This is a genomic window from Flavobacterium sp. 38-13 (assembly GCF_001899155.1).
GTDB classification, from domain to species: domain Bacteria; phylum Bacteroidota; class Bacteroidia; order Flavobacteriales; family Flavobacteriaceae; genus Flavobacterium; species Flavobacterium lindanitolerans.
The window spans coordinates 37,329-55,822 of sequence record NZ_MKVG01000002.1; the positions used below are offsets into that span (position 1 = coordinate 37,329).

Annotated in this window: 17 protein-coding genes; 5 read left to right on the plus strand and 12 right to left on the minus strand. The window is 36.5% G+C overall.

The annotated features are described in order from the left end of the window. Nucleotides 1-5: 5 nt before the first annotated feature. Both BGO88_RS00190 and prfB read right to left on the minus strand, forming a co-directional pair. A complete protein-coding gene (locus tag BGO88_RS00190; protein ID WP_286705538.1) occupies nt 6-1,229 on the minus strand; it encodes a GAF domain-containing sensor histidine kinase in 1,224 nt (407 codons plus the stop codon). A 204-nt stretch (nt 1,230-1,433) separates the two neighbouring features. Beyond that, a protein-coding gene (gene prfB, locus BGO88_RS00195; protein ID WP_121366419.1) for a peptide chain release factor 2 occupies nt 1,434-2,532 on the minus strand; the annotation gives its coding sequence in 2 pieces (ribosomal slippage) (nt 1,434-2,468 and nt 2,470-2,532; 1,098 coding nt in all). A 48-nt stretch (nt 2,533-2,580) separates the two neighbouring features. Between prfB and BGO88_RS00200 the strand changes: the two genes are divergently transcribed. After that, nucleotides 2,581-3,606: a threonine aldolase family protein gene (locus tag BGO88_RS00200; RefSeq protein WP_286705539.1), complete on the plus strand. Its 1,026-nt coding sequence runs from the start codon at nt 2,581-2,583 to the stop codon at nt 3,604-3,606. 77 nt (nt 3,607-3,683) lie between these two features. Here the strand turns inward: BGO88_RS00200 and BGO88_RS00205 are convergent, their stop codons facing one another. Continuing rightward, nucleotides 3,684-4,007 carry a YbaB/EbfC family nucleoid-associated protein gene (locus BGO88_RS00205; protein WP_286705540.1) on the minus strand — a complete coding sequence of 108 codons (324 nt, stop codon included), beginning with the start codon at nt 4,005-4,007 and terminating at the stop codon, nt 3,684-3,686. Between the two features lie 145 nt (nt 4,008-4,152). Here BGO88_RS00205 and BGO88_RS00210 point away from each other — a divergent pair, with 145 nt between their 5' ends. Both BGO88_RS00210 and capA read left to right on the plus strand, forming a co-directional pair. Further along, entirely contained in the window at nt 4,153-6,213 is a 2,061-nt protein-coding gene (locus BGO88_RS00210) for a S9 family peptidase (protein WP_502686495.1), read from the plus strand. Nucleotides 6,214-6,291: 78 nt separating this feature from the next. Continuing rightward, nucleotides 6,292-7,332, plus strand: coding sequence for a cysteate synthase (capA, locus tag BGO88_RS00215; protein ID WP_056073314.1), 1,041 nt, complete (start codon nt 6,292-6,294; stop codon nt 7,330-7,332). Nucleotides 7,333-7,407: 75 nt separating this feature from the next. Here the strand turns inward: capA and BGO88_RS00220 are convergent, their stop codons facing one another. The 5 genes from BGO88_RS00220 to gcvT all read right to left on the minus strand — a co-directional run bounded on the left by BGO88_RS00220 (nt 7,408) and on the right by gcvT (nt 13,205). Further along, the gene (locus tag BGO88_RS00220) at nt 7,408-8,154 is read right to left on the minus strand and encodes a head GIN domain-containing protein (protein ID WP_286705542.1); all 747 of its coding nucleotides are present in this window, start codon (nt 8,152-8,154) and stop codon (nt 7,408-7,410) included. A gap of 100 nt (nt 8,155-8,254) precedes the next feature. Continuing rightward, nucleotides 8,255-8,965, minus strand: coding sequence for a YebC/PmpR family DNA-binding transcriptional regulator (locus BGO88_RS00225; protein WP_056073320.1), 711 nt, complete (start codon nt 8,963-8,965; stop codon nt 8,255-8,257). A gap of 60 nt (nt 8,966-9,025) precedes the next feature. Beyond that, the gene (locus BGO88_RS00230; protein WP_286705543.1) at nt 9,026-10,060 is read right to left on the minus strand and encodes an LIC11966 family surface protein; all 1,035 of its coding nucleotides are present in this window, start codon (nt 10,058-10,060) and stop codon (nt 9,026-9,028) included. Between the two features lie 7 nt (nt 10,061-10,067). Then, on the minus strand, nt 10,068-12,116 hold the full coding sequence (locus BGO88_RS00235) for a S41 family peptidase (protein WP_286705544.1): 2,049 nt from the start codon (nt 12,114-12,116) through the stop codon (nt 10,068-10,070). A 6-nt stretch (nt 12,117-12,122) separates the two neighbouring features. Next, the gene (gene gcvT, locus BGO88_RS00240) at nt 12,123-13,205 is read right to left on the minus strand and encodes a glycine cleavage system aminomethyltransferase GcvT (protein ID WP_286705545.1); all 1,083 of its coding nucleotides are present in this window, start codon (nt 13,203-13,205) and stop codon (nt 12,123-12,125) included. Nucleotides 13,206-13,351: 146 nt separating this feature from the next. On the opposite strand from gcvT, the gene BGO88_RS00245 reads away from it, so the two are divergent. Continuing rightward, a complete protein-coding gene (locus BGO88_RS00245; RefSeq protein WP_286705546.1) occupies nt 13,352-14,287 on the plus strand; it encodes a polysaccharide deacetylase family protein in 936 nt (311 codons plus the stop codon). Between the two features lie 58 nt (nt 14,288-14,345). Here BGO88_RS00245 and BGO88_RS00250 read toward each other — a convergent pair whose 3' ends face one another. Next, nucleotides 14,346-14,837 (minus strand): hypothetical protein, encoded by a 492-nt coding sequence (locus tag BGO88_RS00250; RefSeq protein ID WP_101472647.1) that lies wholly within the window; start codon nt 14,835-14,837, stop codon nt 14,346-14,348. 90 nt (nt 14,838-14,927) lie between these two features. Here BGO88_RS00250 and ddpX point away from each other — a divergent pair, with 90 nt between their 5' ends. Continuing rightward, nucleotides 14,928-15,629, plus strand: coding sequence for a D-alanyl-D-alanine dipeptidase (gene ddpX / locus BGO88_RS00255; RefSeq protein ID WP_101472646.1), 702 nt, complete (start codon nt 14,928-14,930; stop codon nt 15,627-15,629). Between the two features lies 1 nt (nt 15,630). On the opposite strand, the gene BGO88_RS00260 is transcribed toward ddpX, so the two are convergent. Genes BGO88_RS00260 through BGO88_RS00270 form a run of 3 tightly spaced genes read right to left on the minus strand, consistent with a single transcriptional unit; the run spans nt 15,631 to nt 18,472 of the window. Then, a complete protein-coding gene (locus BGO88_RS00260) occupies nt 15,631-16,200 on the minus strand; it encodes a hypothetical protein (RefSeq protein ID WP_286705547.1) in 570 nt (189 codons plus the stop codon). After that, a complete protein-coding gene (locus BGO88_RS00265) occupies nt 16,197-17,384 on the minus strand; it encodes a THUMP-like domain-containing protein (protein WP_286705548.1) in 1,188 nt (395 codons plus the stop codon). The genes BGO88_RS00260 and BGO88_RS00265 overlap by 4 nt, the downstream gene beginning before the upstream one ends. Continuing rightward, complete coding sequence (locus BGO88_RS00270) at nt 17,381-18,472, minus strand: AI-2E family transporter (protein WP_056073347.1); 1,092 nt, start codon at nt 18,470-18,472, stop codon at nt 17,381-17,383. Before BGO88_RS00270 ends, BGO88_RS00265 begins: the two co-directional genes overlap by 4 nt. Nucleotides 18,473-18,494: the final 22 nt, after the last annotated feature.

Sequence of the window (18,494 nt, forward strand, 5' to 3'; positions counted from 1 at the left end):
AGTTTTTAATGATGTGAGATTTCAGTTTCTTCCTGCTTATAGATAATAGGCAGTGAGATAAAAAATGAAGTACCTAATTCCTTTCCGGGACTTTTGGCAAAAATTTGCCCTTTATGCAATTCCACAAACGACTTGCAAATGGATAATCCTAATCCGTTAGAACTTTCTTTTCCGGTTGGTTTGGAACTTAATTTGGCGAATTTTTTGAAAAGTTTATCGGCGTCTTCATCATTCAGTCCTTGTCCCTGGTCCTGGAACTCAATTTCTACAAAATCATCAATTTTTTTAGCAATAATTTTGATTGTGGTATTGCTGTAAGAATACTTGATGGCGTTGCTCAAAAGATTATGGAGCACATCAGAAATTTTGGTTTTGTCGATATTGATTTTTGGGAGCGTATCTTCAATTGTCAATTCAATTATCTGGTTCTTTTTGTTAGCCAGTAATTCAAAATTGTTTACCAAACGGTCCAGCATTTCTTTCAGGTCGGCTTCTTCAATAGAAAGTCTTTGTTCTTTCTCGCCGTCTTCAGAGAGCTTAAGCAGGTCGGTTAGCTTATTTTGTATGGTAGCGACACAATATTTAATCATATCGGTCATCTTTTGCGTTTTTGTTGGGTCAAGCCTTAAAATGTCGTTAGCAAGGCTTATGGATGCCAGCGGATTTTTAATTTCATGCAGGGCAATACCCATAAGTTCGTTTTGAGACTTGATAATGGTATTGTAGCGCAGCCTGCTTTCGAGTTTGTTGATTACAATATCAGCAAGTGTTCGTAGCATATCCATTTGATGTTCTGTGACTTCTTTGGGCGCACTGTCAATAACACAAACGGTTCCTACAGAATATCCTTCAGGAGTTTTTAAAGGAGCGCCGGCATAAAACCGTATTCCATTTTGAGAATTGACAAAACGATTTTCAGATAAATCAGAAATAGCCCGGGTATCACTAAAGACCGTAATTTTTTCATCCAGAATTGCCAGCGAACATAAGCTGTCTTCTCTTCGAACTTCTGTTGCCTGAAAATCGCCTATGTTAGCCTTAAAGTAAACACGGTGTTCGTCAACAAAAGTTACGAAAGCATTTTTGGTATTGAATATTTGTGACGCCAATAGGGCAATTTTGTCAAAGGTGTCTTCCGAATGCGTATCAAGAACCTGATAGTCATAAAGTTTTTGAAGCCGTAAAGCTTCGTTATTCGGAATAAATGAAATGGACTTTTTGTAAATCATGGCATTCTCCAGATTAAGACCTTAAATCGGTTTTAATTTAAGAATCTCAGATAAAGATAGGACTTCTGTTTGGAGAAATTGTTACACTTAAACCATAATTTCTTAAAAAAATATTAAAATAATGAAAAATAAAAAAGCGAATCATATCTCATTACCAGTAAATTAGGGGTCTGAGCTATAATTCGCGATTTTATGTTTGTATGATTATTCCTCTTCTTTTTGTCCCATCATCATTAAAAATGCTTTCAGGAACTCATCAATTTCACCATTCATAACAGATTCCACGTCACTGGTTTCCTGTTCTGTTCTTACATCTTTTACCAATTTATACGGATGCATCACATAATTTCGTATCTGTGAACCCCATTCGATTTTCATCTTTTTGGCTTCAATTTCGTCCCGCAGCGCCTGCTTCTTTTTTAATTCGATTTCATATAATTGCGATTTCAGCAATTGCATGGCTTTGGTCTTGTTATCTAATTGAGAACGGGTTTCAGAGTTTTCGATAATGATTCCAGTTGGGTGGTGGCGGAGTCGTACGGCTGTTTCAACCTTGTTGACATTCTGTCCGCCCGCACCACTTGAACGCATGGTTTCCCATGAAATATCAGCAGGATTAATTTCGATTTCAATAGTGTCATCCGCCAATGGATATACATACACCGAAGCAAAAGAGGTATGGCGTTTTCCATTGCTGTCAAAAGGTGAAATTCGTACGAGGCGGTGAACGCCATTTTCGCCTTTTAAATAGCCAAAAGAATAATCGCCTTCAAATTCAAGTGTTACTGTTTTTATTCCGGCAACCTCGCCGGCCTGAAAGTTCAGTTCTTTGATTTTGTAGCCATTCTTTTCACCCCACATCATATACATTCGCATCAGCATTTGGGCCCAGTCACAGCTTTCTGTACCACCGGCTCCTGCTGTAATCTGCAATACTGCGCTTAAACTGTCGCCTTCATCAGATAGCATGTTTTTGAACTCAATATTTTCGATATGCGTATTGGCCAGATTGTATTGTTCGTCCAATTCTTCGGCGGTCATTTCGCCTTCTCTGTAAAACTCATAAGCCAATTGCAGTTCTTCGGCCAGAGAAACAGCTTTGTCGTAATCTTCAACCCACTTTTTCTTGGAACGCAGCATTTTAACATGTGCTTCGGCTTCTTTGGGGTTGTTCCAAAAATCAGGAGCTAGTGTTTTTTCTTCTTCGTTAGCAATTTCGATTAGTTTCTTATCGACGTCAAAGATACCTCCTCAACGCACCAAGGCGTTCTACAATACCTTTAATTTGTTCGGTAGTTGTCATAAATTTTATACTTTTATACCCACAAAAATAAGGTATACTTTTGATATTATGGAAATAAATTTAGTAAGCGATACGGTAACAAAACCGACAAATGAAATGCTACAGCAGATGTTTCGTTCAAAAGTAGGCGATGATGTATATAAGCAAGACCCGACCGTCAATGAATTAGAAGAGATGGTCGCCAGTATATTTGGGATGGAAGCAGCGCTTTTTTTTCCCTCCGGAACGATGGCTAACCAAACGGCAATTAAATTGCATACCAATCCGGGCGAGCAGATAATCTGTGATAAATGGTCGCATATTTTTCATTACGAAGGTGGAGGAGCATCATTTAACAGTGGTGTTTCCTGTTGTTTGGTTGATGGGAAAAGAGGAATGATTACGGCAGAACAAGTCAGAGAATCGATTAATCCTCCGGAATTTTACCACAGTCCTTTAACCAGTCTGGTAAGTATAGAAAATACTACAAACAAAGGTGGGGGAGCTTGCTATGAAATAGAAGAGCTTGCTAAGATTAAAGAAGTCTGCAAAGAAAATAACTTAAAATACCATTTAGACGGTGCCCGTTTGTGGAACGCCTTAGTGGCAAAAAGACAAAATCCGAAGCACTTCGGAGAATTATTCGATACGATTTCCGTCTGCCTCTCAAAAGGATTAGGCGCGCCTGTAGGTTCTGTATTGTTAGGAAGTAAAGAAACAATGGACCGTGCCTTAAGAATCAGAAAGATGTTGGGCGGCGGAATGCGTCAGGCGGGCTATTTGGCAGGTGCCGGAATTTATGCCTTAAAGCATAATGTGAGCCGTTTGCAGGAAGACCATAACAAGGCAAAAGAACTGGCTTATATACTTAAACAATTAGCTTGGGTGGAAAGCGTTGAACCTGTGGAAACCAATATCTTGATATTTGCCGTAAAACCGCAATATAATGAAGATGTTGTGATTGAAAAATTAAAGCAGAAAAATATTTTTATCAGTTCATTGGGCAAAGGTAAACTCCGAATTGTCACCCATCTGGATTATAGAGATGTTATGCATACCTATGTGATAGAAACGTTGCAAAAACTAACTTTTTAGCAGTAGGCTTTAGGCTTTAAGCTGTAAGCCAATCGCTTACTAATTAAAGCCTAAAGCATATTGCTTACAGCCTACAGCTATTTAAACATATCCATACCCGGAATATTAGGCATACCGTCTTTTGCTACTGCGCCTAATTCTGCTTCGTTTACAGCCGTTGCTTTTTGGATGGCTTTGTTCATAACTAATACCAGATAGTCTTCAAGTTGTTCTTTGTCTTCCAGTAACCTGTCGTCTATTTCTATTGATTTTACTGTACGGTTAGCCGTAAGCGTAACTTTCAAAAGCCCGTCGTTGCTTTGCTCGTCAATCAAAACAGAATCAAGCCTTTTTTTAGTTTCTTCTATTTTTTGTTGGGTTTCTTTTAGTTTGCCCATCATGCCCATTAAGTCTCCAAACATTGTTGATAATTTTTATGATTTATAATTGCGAAATTATTAAATTGCATAGTCATATTCAAGGGAGAATTAGATGAAAAATAAATTAATTTTATGTTGCCTTTGTATTATTTTTGCAACTTCATATTCGCAAAATACATTCCGTAAAATGTCAATAACAATACCCCCGCCAACAGCAAAAAAAATACCTAAAACGCTGGAAAAGCACGGCGATAAAAGAGTAGACGATTATTTTTGGTTAAATGATAGACAAAACAAAGAAGTTATTGACTATCTGAATAGCGAAAATCAGTACTATGAGGAGATGACTGCTCATACCAAAGGATTGAAAAAGTTGCTGTTTGAGGAAATGAAAGGCAGGATTAAAGAAGATGATTCTTCCGTGCCTTATTTTTTTAATGGCTATTGGTATATAACGCGCTTTGAAACCGGTAAAGATTATCCTATTTATGCCAGAAAAAAAGGCAGCCTTACTGCAAAGGAAGAAATTCTTTTTGACTGCAATGAGATGGCTAAAGGGCATTCCTATTTTCAGTTAGGAGGAGTGAGCATTAGTCCGGATAATAAATACGCTTCTTTTGGAGTGGATATTATAGGAAGAAGAATTTATACTATTCAGGTAAAAAATCTCCAAACCGGAAAGCTGTTTGAAGATAAAATTGAAAATACAACGGGTAGCTCAACATGGGCTAATGATAATAAAACCTTGTTTTATACACAACAGGATAAACAGACCTTGCGTTCGGATAAGGTTTTCAAACACAAACTTGGTGGCAGGCAAGAACAGGACGTTTTGGTTTATGATGAAGTAGACGATACGTTTAATGTTTCTGTAAGTAAGGAAAAATCAAAAAAATATATCGTAATCAGTTCTTCAAGTACTTTAACGACAGAATTCAGGACATTGTTAGCAGATGACCCGGATGGCAAATTTAAAGTTTTCCAGCCAAGAGTCAGAGGAATGGAATACAGTATAGCTCATTATGGCGATAGCTTTTACATATTGACCAATAAAGATGATGCAACCAATTTTAAATTGATGAAAACGCCTGAAAAAGCGACTTCTATGGAAAATTGGAAAGATTTGATTCCGCATCGTGAAGATGTGCTGCTGGAAGACATTGAAATTTTTAAAGATTATTTGGTTCTTGGTGAACGTTCTAACGGATTAAACAAGATAAGGATTATGCCCTGGAATGGAAAAGGGGAGTATTATCTGCCGTTTGACAGCGAAACCTATACCGCTAATATTTCTACAAATCCGGACTTTGATACGCAGATTTTGCGTTACAGCTATCAGTCACTTGGAACCCCATCTTCCGTAATCGATTTCAATATGAAAACGAAAGAAAAGGAAATCAAGAAGGAGCAGCAGGTTTTGGGCGGAAAGTTTGACAAGAAAAATTATGTAGAAGAAAGAGTTTGGGCTACTGCTGAAGACGGTACTAAAATTCCTATTTCCATGATTTACAGAAAAGGAATGAAAAAAGATGGTAAAAATCCATTGCTGTTATATGCCTATGGTTCTTATGGCGCTACTATGGATCCTTATTTTTCATCTACCAGACTATCGCTTTTAGACAGAGGATTTATTTATGCCATTGCCCATATTCGCGGAGGTGAAGATATGGGAAGATTATGGTATGAGAATGGTAAATTACTCCATAAAAAAAATACTTTTACTGATTTTATAGATTGTTCCAAATTTGTAATTAAGGAAAAATATACCAGCGCTGAACATCTGTATGCCGAAGGTGGTTCTGCTGGTGGTTTGTTGATGGGAGCGGTTGTAAACATGGCACCTGAACTGTATCATGGTGTTATTGCACAGGTTCCTTTTGTAGATGTTGTAACGACTATGCTTGATGATACAATTCCGCTTACTACAGGGGAATATGATGAATGGGGAAATCCAAACGAAAAAGAATATTACGATTATATGAAATCCTATTCGCCCTATGATAATGTCAAAGCACAGAATTATCCAAATATGTATGTGTCAACAGGACTTCATGATTCGCAGGTTCAATATTGGGAACCGGCGAAATGGGTCGCCAAATTAAGAACCTTGAAAACGGATACTAATTTGTTATTCCTTGATACTAACATGGATGCGGGGCATGGAGGTGCTTCAGGAAGGTTTGAAGCATTGAAGGAATTAGCTAAGGAATTCAGTTTTTTGTTAGATTTAGAAGGAATTGAAAACTAATTAGATTTTTTTTGTTAAATTTGCAAGGATTTGAGGTCAATAAAAATTCAATGAGTTGCCTTGATTAACTATTTTTTTATGAAAGAAGAAATAAAAGCTTATAATAACGTATTGGAATTAATAGGTAATACCCCACTTATTAAGCTCAATAAAGTCACTGAAAATATAGAAGGTAATTTCTACGCAAAAGTAGAAGCTTTTAATCCGGGGCACTCCACTAAAGATAGAATTGCATTATATATTATTGAGGAAGCCGAAAGACAAGGTATTTTGTCACCAGGCGATACAATAATTGAAACGACATCAGGAAATACGGGATTCAGTATTGCAATGGTGAGCATTATAAAAGGCTACAATTGTATTTTGGCAGTAAGTTCAAAATCATCAAAAGATAAAATAGATATGCTGAGAAGTATGGGAGCCAAGGTGTATGTTTGCCCTGCCCATGTTTCAGCAGACGATGAAAGGTCTTACTATAATGTTGCAAAAAGACTTCATGAAGAAACAAAAGGTTCTGTTTACATCAACCAGTATTTCAATCAACTGAATATTGATGCACACTACCAAACAACCGGACCGGAAATCTGGGAGCAAACCAACGGAAAAATTACACACCTGGTTGCCTGCAGCGGAACAGGAGGAACTATTTCCGGAGCCGCAAAATTCCTTAAAGAAAAAAATCCAAACATTAGAATATTAGGTGTTGATGCTTTTGGTTCTGTATTGAAAAAATACCACGAAACAAAAGAGTTTGATTCTAATGAAATCTACCCATACAGAATCGAAGGTTTAGGGAAAAATTTAATTCCAACAGCAACCGATTTTGATTCTATCGACAAATTCATAAAAGTAACCGACGAAGAAAGCGCACACGCTACAAGAGAAATAGCCAAAAAAGAAGGCTTATTTGTAGGGTATACTTCCGGAGCCGTTCTTCAGGCTATCAAACAATATGCTGAAGAAGGTGAATTTAATAAAGACAGTAACGTAATTGCTATTTTCCCTGATCATGGTTCAAGATATATGAGCAAAGTATTTAGTGATGACTGGATGAACGAACAAGGATTCTTCGATAGCGTAAATGCTGAAGAAGCTCAGAAAATAGAATTTATAAAATAACGATTTTATAAAGCATAAAAAAACTCCGGAATTTCCGGAGTTTTTTTATTTTAATCCGTTTTAGAACAGTTTCGGTTAGCCTTTTGTTACCTGTCCGGAACCGCTGATGTTTTTCTTTATACTAGGATTGCCTGTATATTTTACAACCCCTGAACCTTGAATATCGGCAGTAAGGTCTTTTTCGGTTTTTGTTTTGACATATCCGGAACCATGAATAGCCGCTTTAGTGGTCGATGAAGTAAAATCAGAAGCATCTACACTGCCTGAACCGCTAATTTCTGCAGAAAAAACATTGGCTCTTCCGTCTAATTCTATTTTTCCGGAGCCATTAATTTTGGCGTCTGCAGTATTGGCATTAAGGTTCATTTCAACTTTTCCGGAACCGTCTATTTTTATAGAAGCAGCATCAGCGTTTACATTATCCAAATCTATTTTTCCAGAACCGCTTACTGAAGCAACAAACTTATTAGATTTGATAGAATTTTCTGATTTGATACTTCCAGAACCTGAAAGGCTTACTTCGTCTAATTGTTTAATCGGAACCTTTACAACTACTTCGCCTTTAAGGTTTAGTTTTTTGGTACTCTTGATATAAATCTTAAGCGTATTTCCTTCTACTTCGGTAATCAGGTTTTGTAGTGTTTTTTCATCTCCTTCAGCAGTTAGGGTATTTGAATTGCCCGCTACCAGAACTACTTTTGTTGAACCTCTCGATTCTACTTTTGAAAAATTACCAACAGTTCTGCTTTCTGTCTTGGTTTGGGAATTTGCCACAGCAATAAAGAATAAGCCGAATAGCAATAAGAATTGTGTTTTTTTCATGATGATTTAATTAAATGATTGAATCGTAAATTTATGCAATTCCTACAAATAAAAAAACTCCTGAGTATTCAGGAGTTTTGTATTAAAGATAATTCTGTGTTTATTCTTCCATAGTATGGTAAACGTTTTGAACGTCGTCATCTTCTTCAATTTTTTCCAAAAGCTTCTCTACGTCCGCTATCTGGTCTTCCGTAAGTTTTTTGGTTACCTGCGGAATTCTTTCAAATCCGGAAGAAAGGATTTCAATGCCTCTGTTTTCCAATTCTTTCTGGATGGCGCCAAAACTTTCGAATGGAGCATAAATCAGGATGCCGTCTTCATCAGCAAAAATTTCTTCGGCACCAAAATCAATGAACTCCAATTCCATTTCTTCAATGTCGATTCCTTCTGCAGGAATTCTGAAGTTGCAGGTATGGTCAAACATAAATTCTACAGAACCCTGTGTTCCTAAAGTTCCGTTGCATTTGTTGAAATAGCTTCTGATGTTGGCTACAGTCCTGTTATTATTATCTGTAGCAGTTTCAATCAGGATTGCAATTCCGTGTGGTGCATATCCTTCAAATAAAACTTCTTTATAGTTTGCCGTGTCTTTGTCCGTTGCCTTTTTGATAGCTCTTTCAACATTATCCTTAGGCATGTTCACAGCTTTGGCATTTTGGATAACTGCCCTTAATCTGGAGTTGGACTCCGGATTTGGACCGCCTTCCTTAACCGCCATTACAATATCTTTTCCAATTCTTGTAAATGCTTTAGCCATTGCTGACCAGCGCTTCATTTTTCTATTTTTTCTGAACTCAAACGCTCTTCCCATTTCTAAAATTTTTTTAACGTTGCAAAAATAAGTTTTATCCTTTTTTATTTCAAATCTATTTTAATCTTTCGGAACATGTTTTGAAATAAATTGTTCTCCGGCCTGTTCCCATTCCGTATTAACGGCTATTTTGTTCTGGTAGAACTTAGAATTCAGCTTATTGTATTCGCTGATTTCGTTGTTTACGGATTTTACCAGATTGTTGAAATTGTCAATTTCCTGTTTTGTCCTGTTCTTTTCAGGTTTTTTATCCAAAGATTCTTTAGTGTCCTCTACCTGTTGGTTCAGCATCAGGAATGAAACTACTTTAGGCGTAAGCTCAATCGCCTCTTTTTTATAAAATTCAAGTGCTTTTTTTGTCGCTGCAATCAGACTGGCATCCTTATTAAAAGGAACCGTTGTTTTTAGCTTTTCCAAACCTTCATTGGCATAAAGTTCCAATGAAGAAGCGTGTTGTTGTATGGCATTCAGGTCTTTTTGTTCAATTGATTTCATCAGATTTATATCGGTTACATTCACTTTGAAAAAGATAAGGAACATTTCCGTATGGTATTTGAAGACGGCATTTGAAGCCCTCATTTTTTTGCTTAAATCGGAATTATCATCCGTAATCTGAATATTGTATTTATTCCCAAAAAGCTTCTGGTTGGCGTTGAGCTTTTCAACTTCATCATTGATTTTTTCATTTACAAGGTCACGTGCCATAATATAGGCTTCCATAAAATCATATGATTGTTCTGCAACTTCCTGCATGTCGATGATTTTTTCATATTCGTCATTGATGTATTTTTCCGAAATCGACAGATAGGACAGGAGCTGGTCTCGATATTCAGTGTCTCCTTTGTAGCCGTTTTTCAGCCCGGCTATTTTCTTTGAAGCATTTTGTATCGATTTGAGCAAGGCTTTTCGGGAAGCATCAATCCTTCTGGCACTTTTGCTGTGTGCAACTGCTTTAGTGTAATTCCACGTATTTCTCGAAATAGCAGCAGATTCTTTCCCGATAAAGTTCAGATAATCAACAGGAGTTCGGAAATCCTGTGCTTTGGCTAGTGTTATGGCAAATAAGGCAAAAATGGCAAGTACGGTTTTTTTCATGGATTGTCTAGTTTTTTTTAGTGGCGTAATAATCGGAAATAATATTGATGCCTTCCAAAACATAAGCATTAGTCTTTAAGTCCTTAATACGATATTCGCTAATGCTTTTCTGGAACTCATCAAATTTCAATATTTCTTTTTCGTAGGAAGTATTCGCAATTTCAAAATCAATTGGTGTTTCCACTATCTTTTTTACAGAATCAAAAAATGCATCAATACTGTGTACATCTTTGAATACGCTTTCAAAATTTAACAGGATTGGATCTTTTGGAGAATTGTATATGGAATTGATTTTTGTATTGATAGCGTTTATTTCATTGAAATAGGCATTGTTGCTGACTCTTTTTTTGCTCTGTGCGATCAGATTTTCAAAATCACTTCTTGAATAAGGAATAAACTTAGCCTTGGTAGTAATAACATCATTTTTTAATGCCGTTTTACTGCTTTTTTCCCTTGAAATAATACCGTCATATAGGGTTGGAATTGCTACATCAGGAACTACTCCGGTTAGTTGATGGCTTTTTCCCGTAATTCGGTAGAATTTTTCAATGGTCAGTTTAACAAAATCCTGCTCGTTTCCGTTTTCTATTGGAAGTATTTGCTGCATGGAAGCTTTACCTAATGTTGTTGCTCCTATAATAATAGCTCTGTTGTAGTCCTGCATCACAGAAGCAAAAAATTCACTGGCCGAAGCAGAATTTCCATTTACCAATACAACTATGGGGCCATTATATACAACACCCCGATTGAAATCCTTAATGATTTTTTGTTCTTTCTTATTGTTGACCAAAACGGAAATAGGCCCTGCGTCAATAAACATTCCGGACAGTTTTATGGCTTCTTCCATAGAACCGCCCCCATCATCCTGAAGGTCAAGTATCAGTCCTTCAATATTATCTTTTTTTAACTTTAGAATTTCCTTTGCAACGTCATCCGAAATACCCTGAACCGTGTTCCTGTCAAAATCAGTATAAAAACTCGGAATATTGATATATCCGATACGGGTGTTGTTTTTTGACACTATATAGCTGTAGGCCGCATGGTCGTCTGCCTTCATTATTTTTTTCTGAAGTGTGACATCATATAATGTCCCGTTTTTCTTTCGCATTGAAAGCGTAATCTCTTTATGGGTATCTGAAAAAATAATACTTCCTATAGTTTCCAGGGAACTGCAGGAAACGAGAAAATCTTCTCCTTTTTTGGGAGATACTTTAATTACCTGATCTCCTTTTTCTATGATTTCTGTTCTTGCGGCAGGGCCTCCCGGGACAATTTCCTGAACAATCAGCTCCTCATTTTCATTCAGGGAGACATACATTCCCAGAGAAAAATTATCAGTGGAAAGTTCAGATAGGAAAGAGGATTTGGTGTCGTATGAAAAGTAGGAGGTATGCGGGTCAAAGTAGGAACAGAAAATAGAGTAAAAACTGTTTCGGATGTTCTTTTCGATACCTTCTTTGGAGTCCAGCCTGTTGGTGATTTTACAAAGGGCTGTCTCGAATATTTTTTCCCTTGATTTTTTTTCAAGACTTGCAAAGTTCTGTTTTAGGGAATCATAATTTTTACTGGTCTTGGCAATATCTTCCAAAATATCAAAACGCAGCCTTTTTGCAAAAACTTTGCTCACGTCTTCTGCTTTTACATAAAACGGAAAATTCTTTTTGGTAAAACGGACTGTATCGTTTGTATTGTAATCCAGTTTTTCTTTCTGTAATTTTTCAATGGCAGTCTTGCTTCTTTCCAAAGCTTTCTTATAGGTTTTGGAAAAATCTTCGAAAAAAGAACAGTCGTTACCGGCAATATAATCATCAAATTTGAATTTGTACTTTGACAGATAATCATATTCCGTTTTCAGGAAAATATTTTTGTCCGTATCCAATTCATTCATTAATGTTTCAAAAACATAAACCGATAGGCTGTCGTCTACCGGTTTAGGATTGAAATGCTCATGTTGGATGAGCTTGTTTATTTTTATAAGAACATCGCAGGATTTACCGCTATCTTGTGAATGTGATACAAAAGGGATAAACAGTAAAAACAGCAGGATTCTATTCATATATTTTTATTTTTTATAAAAGGGCAATTTAACGACTTTGGCCGGGATGTCATTTTTTCGGATACGGATAAAAATCTCACTATCTACTCCGGAGAATTCTGTGGTAACGTAGCCCAGACCAATACCTTTGTTCAAAGATGGTGCCATAGTCCCGGAAGTTACTACCCCAATGATGTTTCCATCTTTGTCAACGATTTCATAGTCATGGCGCGGAATTCCTCTTTCTGTCAATTCAAAACCAACAAGCTTTCTTAAGACTCCGGCTTCTTTCTGTTTTAGAAGATTTTCAGAATTGGTAAATTCTTTGTTGAATTTAGTAATCCAACCCAAACCGGCTTCGATAGGTGAAGTTGTGTCATTAATGTCATTCCCGTAAAGACAGAAGCCCATTTCAAGACGAAGCGTATCTCTTGCCGCTAATCCGATAGGTTTGATACCATATGATTTTCCGGCTTCAAATACCTTATTCCAGATTTGTTCGATGTTTTCGTTTTTTGCGTAGATTTCAAAACCGCCCGAACCGGTGTAGCCAGTTGCAGAAATGATTACATCCGGTACTCCGGCAAAATCTCCCACTTCAAAGTGGTAGTATTTGATTGCAGCAAGGTCAACAGACGTCAGCGATTGCATTGCTTCTACAGCTTTTGGTCCTTGTATGGCTAATAATGAATAGTCGTCAGAGATATTTCTCATTTCAGCACCAACGTCATTTTTTGTAGAAATCCAATTCCAGTCTTTCTCAATGTTAGAGGCATTCACAACCAGCAAATATTGGTCTTCTTTCATTTTATAAACAATCAAATCGTCCACAATACCGCCATTTTCGTTTGGAAGACAAGAATATTGTGCTTTGCCTACGGTTAATGTAGAAGCATCATTTGTGGTTACTTTTTGGATTAAAGCCAGGACATTTGGACCTGAAATAAGGAATTCTCCCATGTGTGAAACATCAAAAACTCCAACTCCATTACGAACAGTTTCGTGTTCAATATTTACTCCTTCATATTGTACTGGCATATTATATCCTGCAAAAGGAACCATTTTAGCTCCAAGTCTTTCGTGAACGTGCGTAAGCGCGGTATTTTTCATTTGTGCTGTGTATAAAAATTAAAGTTGCTAATTTATTGTTTTTTTTGCAGTTTCAAAGGCGAAATCCGTGGATTTTTTAGGAATATTATACCTTGATGAGATAAATAATTATTAAGGTTTTTTATATTTGAAAACAAACAAAAAATATGAAATTCAATATCAGGACAACAGTACTGTTTTTTTCCGTATTTTTTTCTGTGCAGCTGTATGCGCAGAAGCAGGTTGCTATTACGATAGATGATATTCCCAATACAAAAAGATTCCAAAAGGATGGATTCCAGTCTTTATTATTGAAAAAACTGGATTCGTTACAATTACCGATTGCTATTTTTATCAATGAAGGAAAAATTTATGAAACAGATTCTGTGTCAATGAATTTCCGCTTGTTGGAGAATTGGGTTAAGCGAAGCTACATTACGCTGGGCAACCATAGTTTTAGCCATTTACACTATTCTGATGCAGGACTAACGGTTTTTGCCAATGATATTGATAAAGGAGAAGCTATTACTAAAGAACTGGCAAAAAAATATAGTAAGCCATTAAAACATTTCAGATTTCCGTTTAATGATTTGGGAAAAGACACATTGCAGCATAAAGAAATTGAAAATTACCTGACACAAAAAGGATATCGCATTACGCCTTATACGGTTGAGAGTGAAGATTGGGCCTATAGTACGGTTTATGAATATTACCTCGCCAAAAATGATATTGCGAATGCCAAAAGTACAGGGGAGAAGTATGTGAAAAAGACCATAGAATTTTTTGAGTTTTTTGAAATGCTGGGAACGCAGCAATACAAAAGACCGGTTCGTCATATTTATTTATGCCACGACAACTTGCTGAATGCTGATTACCTACCCAAAATCGTAAAACTGCTAAAAACAAAAGGCTATACTTTTGTGAGTCTTGATGAAGCCTTACAGGACAGTGTTTACCAACAGAAAGATAATTATTATAAAAAATGGGGTGTTTCCTGGCTCTATAGATGGATGAAATCCCAAAAGGAAGCCACCGCCATTATAAAAAAAGAACCCGATAACGCAGAAATAGAAAAACTCTACGATAAGATAACAAAAGGATAATCCAATAAAAAATCCCGATTATAAACTAATCGGGATTTTTTGTGAGGGCTGACCAAAATTATTTTTGGTCGATATATGTTTTATTTCCGTTTTTGTTGATGTAGTATTTACCGCCTTTAGGTCCTGTGTAAACCTTCTTGCCGTTGTAATATTCGCCAGATGCCTTATCTTTTACATCTGCATTATATTTTTTGACTTCGACTTTTGCATCTGCCTTTGCCTTGGCAACATCCGCTTTTGCTTCCGTTTTTGTTACCGCAGCTTTTTCTTTGGCTTTTGCCGTTTCTACTTTAGCATCTGCTTTTTTCTTGGCTACATCAGCTTTTGCTTCTGTTTTCGATTCTACTGCCTTTTCTTTGGCCTTAGCTACATCTTTCTTGGCAGATTCTTCTGCTTTTTTTGCTTTTGCATCCGCTTTTTCAACAGCTTTCTTACTGTCTGCTTTTGCCTGGGCTACTTCTGCTTTTGCTTTCTTCTTCGCCGTTGTTTCCTGGGCGCTCATGTAGCCTGAAAATAACAAAGCAATACCTAAAACAATTAATTTTTTCATACTTTGTGTTTTTTAATTTGAATTAAAATTAGTAAATTAATTAATACAAATGAATAGATTTGTAGTACAAATTAAACATTTCAAATCATTATGAGATTTCTACAGCTAATAGTGTGCCTAATTGTTCTTTCGTCTTGCAAAAATCCACAAGAGGTGGTTTATAGTGATGCTCTGTTGTCAAGCAATCGTGAATATATTGACGAAAATGCTGCGATTCTGGAAGCGGCCAAAGCAAACATCAGCGATACTGCTTTTGTGAATTTAAGGGATTATGGTAAAGATTTCTTTTATGATATGAAATATGCAACAGAAGACAATTTCCTGAAAACAAAAGTATACGATTGCGCGGAATGCTATCTCCGGTTTAAAACCGTTAAAGCTTTAATCAAAGCGAATCAGGCGTTTTTAAAACTTGGGTATAAGATTAAAGTATATGATTGCTACAGACCTCTGGATGTACAAAAGAAGATGTGGGCAATAACGCCAAATCCCACTTATGTGGCCGACCCGGCTAAAGGTTCCATTCATAACAGAGGAGGGGCTGTAGACATAACGCTAACAGATTACAGCGGTAATGAATTGGATATGGGAACAGGATTTGACCATTTCGGACCGGAAGCGGCACATGACTATAAAAACATTTCGGCAGAAGCTGCAACCAATCGAAAGATTTTAAAAGAAATAATGCTGAAAAACGGATTCCGTTCTTTTGCTTCGGAATGGTGGCATTACAACCTGATGAGCGCTTCGACTTTACCTGTATCTAATTTTACATGGGACTGCAAGAACTAATCTAGTTCAGGCATTTAAGATGGTCGATAAAGAAATTTTCAGGATAGGATTTCTCTCCGTTTAATTCGGAAGTAAGTTCCTTTTTCATAATATAGTCAACCGTTTCTGAAGCGTATTTTATACGGATTAACGTAATTGGAGATTTTTCCAACTCTTCCATCGTATTTTTCATAAATAAAAAGGCACCCGTAGAAATTCTAATATTGGAACTTTGAGCTTCATCGCGAATCATTGATCCGCAGCTTCCCTCATCAGAAATCAGCATGGTAATTATTTTGCCATTTGCCAATTGCAGGTAAACCCGTGAATTTTTATCGAAACAAAATGCCTTGATGAAATCTTTACTTTTTTGAATATTTTGGAAATTCAACAGTGGAGTACCATTGGCATTAATCAGAGAGAAAAAGATATAACTCGAAGTTCCGGCAAAGTTTTTCTCATATACGATTTTTTGTACCGTTTCTTTATAGCTGCCTATGGAATCTGTAAAATTGGAACTGTATTCGCATGATTTCTGGGCATAAACGCCAATTTGAAGCATTAAAAAAGTAAGTATAAGCAATCGTTTCATTCTTCTGTTTTTATTTTGGTGCAAAGTAATACTATTTTGTCATTATTCATATTGGTCGTAAAAAAACAATACAGGTTTCCTCCGTCATTTATTTTCCATTTTTTTCGAAGGTTCTCAACGGTTTCCGGAAAATTCCGGATAGTAATATTGGCTTTTTTATTTTGTAGCAGTTCCTTCATTTCAGTTTTGCCGTATTTTATTACTTCATCAATCTGAAAGGTTCTTCCGGGAAAATCAACCAATTCATTACCAGTATAAAGATGCGAATGCGGATGAAGCTTGTCCAGTTTAAATTTGGTGCTCACCGACTCAAAAAAGCCGGATTTCATTATTGAACTATTAGGTTCATAAAGATATTTTTTAGGCAATCCGTAAAAAGCATTTTCACTTTCACCCAGTACAAAATCCAGTTTTTCAGTCTTTTCTTTGGTTTTGTTTAAGGTAATAATTGTTATACTGCCGGTATAATCTTTTGAAATTTCCCAAAGCAATTCTTTGACTTCGTTTTCAATGGCTATAATATGGATGGCCTTTACATTGGTAAGTTCTGATAATCCTGCAGCAATATCCAGAATGGGAGCTGTTTTTATCAGCAGATTGTCTGAATATTCAAAATAGAATTTCTGTAATTCCGGAACATTGGGCAGGCAATCTTTTAAAAGGAAAACCTTTCCTTTTACATCACTTCGTCTTGATGGGTCAACATACATCCAGTCAAATTTCCGATTCAGCTTCTGCAGTATTTCCGAACTGTCGCCTGTAATGCATTCGATATTTGAGGCGTGCAGTATTTTAAAATTATGACTTGCAATATCAGATAATTCCGCATTCATTTCACAATGAACAACCGATTCCATTTTTTTTGAAAAATAATAACTGTCAACACCAAAGCCGCCGGTCAGGTCAATCAGGCTTTTTTCGGAAACAATCGCTGCTTTGTAAGAAGCTGTTTCTTCTGATGAAGTCTGTTCTATTGATAATTTTGGAGGATAAACAATATTTTTTGCCGCGAACCAGGTAGGAAGTTTCTGTTCTGACTTGCCTTTTGCAGCTATCTGGTTTAACAGTACGGCAAAGTCGATTTCAGGAAACGGATTTTTCTGGAAAGCCAGTTTTGAAATATCTTTCCTGATGTTGGCTTCTATAAAATTCTGGATTTCGGGTTTTAGAATGTCAGAAATCAAATGTTTCGGGTTAAAATTTTTACGATAGGATTTTGAGGAAAAAATTCTTTGGCAACTACTTTTACAATGGTATAAAGTGGTACTGCCACAATCATTCCCAGTACTCCAAAAATAAATCCGCTCGCCAGAATTACCACAAAAATTTCCAAAGGATGTGAATTGACGCTGTTGGAGAATATTAACGGAGTGGTGATGTTGTTATCAATAATTTGGGCAACGGTGTAGCCAATCAATACATATATGGTTGTCGATAGCATTTCGCCCTGTGATTCAGGGTCCATGTGGCCCAGCATTGTCAATATGGCAACCAGGACAGTGGCAATAAGCGGTCCGATGTAAGGTATGATATTTAGAATTGCTGTGATAAAAGCGATGATAAATGCATTTTCTACACCAAAAATCAGCAATACGATTAGGTAGCAAATAAATAAAATGGTTACCTGCCCGATAAGGCCAATAAAATAACGGCTTAACAAGTGGTTTATTTTTCTGAAAGAATTCAGGATTTTGTCTTCGTGTTCGTTTGGAAGTATCTTCTTGGCATTGACGATAAAGAGTTTCTGGTCTTTCAAAAAGAAAAAAGTAATAAAAATGACGGAACCTATAGCGACACCAACATTTCCGAGTATTGAAACCAAAGAATTTATGAAATTAGGAATAAAATTCAGATTCAGTTTCGAGGTCAGGTCTGATTTTTTGACCATACTTTCGATGTCGATATTATGGTCTGAAAAATAACTCTTCAGTCTTTCGGTCAAATCTACCAAATCGGCTTCAAGTCGTGCTGTATCTAATAAAGAAAGATTTTCGCCCTGCGAAACGATTAACGGAACAAACATCATGATAAAGCCCGCCATGAGCAATATAAAGAATACCAGTGTTACTATAACTGCTACAATATGGTTGAACTTTAATCTTTTTTCCAGGAATTTGACAATCGGATTTCCAATCATGCTGACAATCAAAGCAATGAATAGGAAAAGAATAACGGACTGGATTTTATATAAAAGAAACAGCAAGAGCAAAATTCCGGTTATTACTGCCAAAGCACGCAATATTCCGTTAGCAATAGTTTTTGAGGTCACCATATTTTTCTTTTTAGAATCTAAA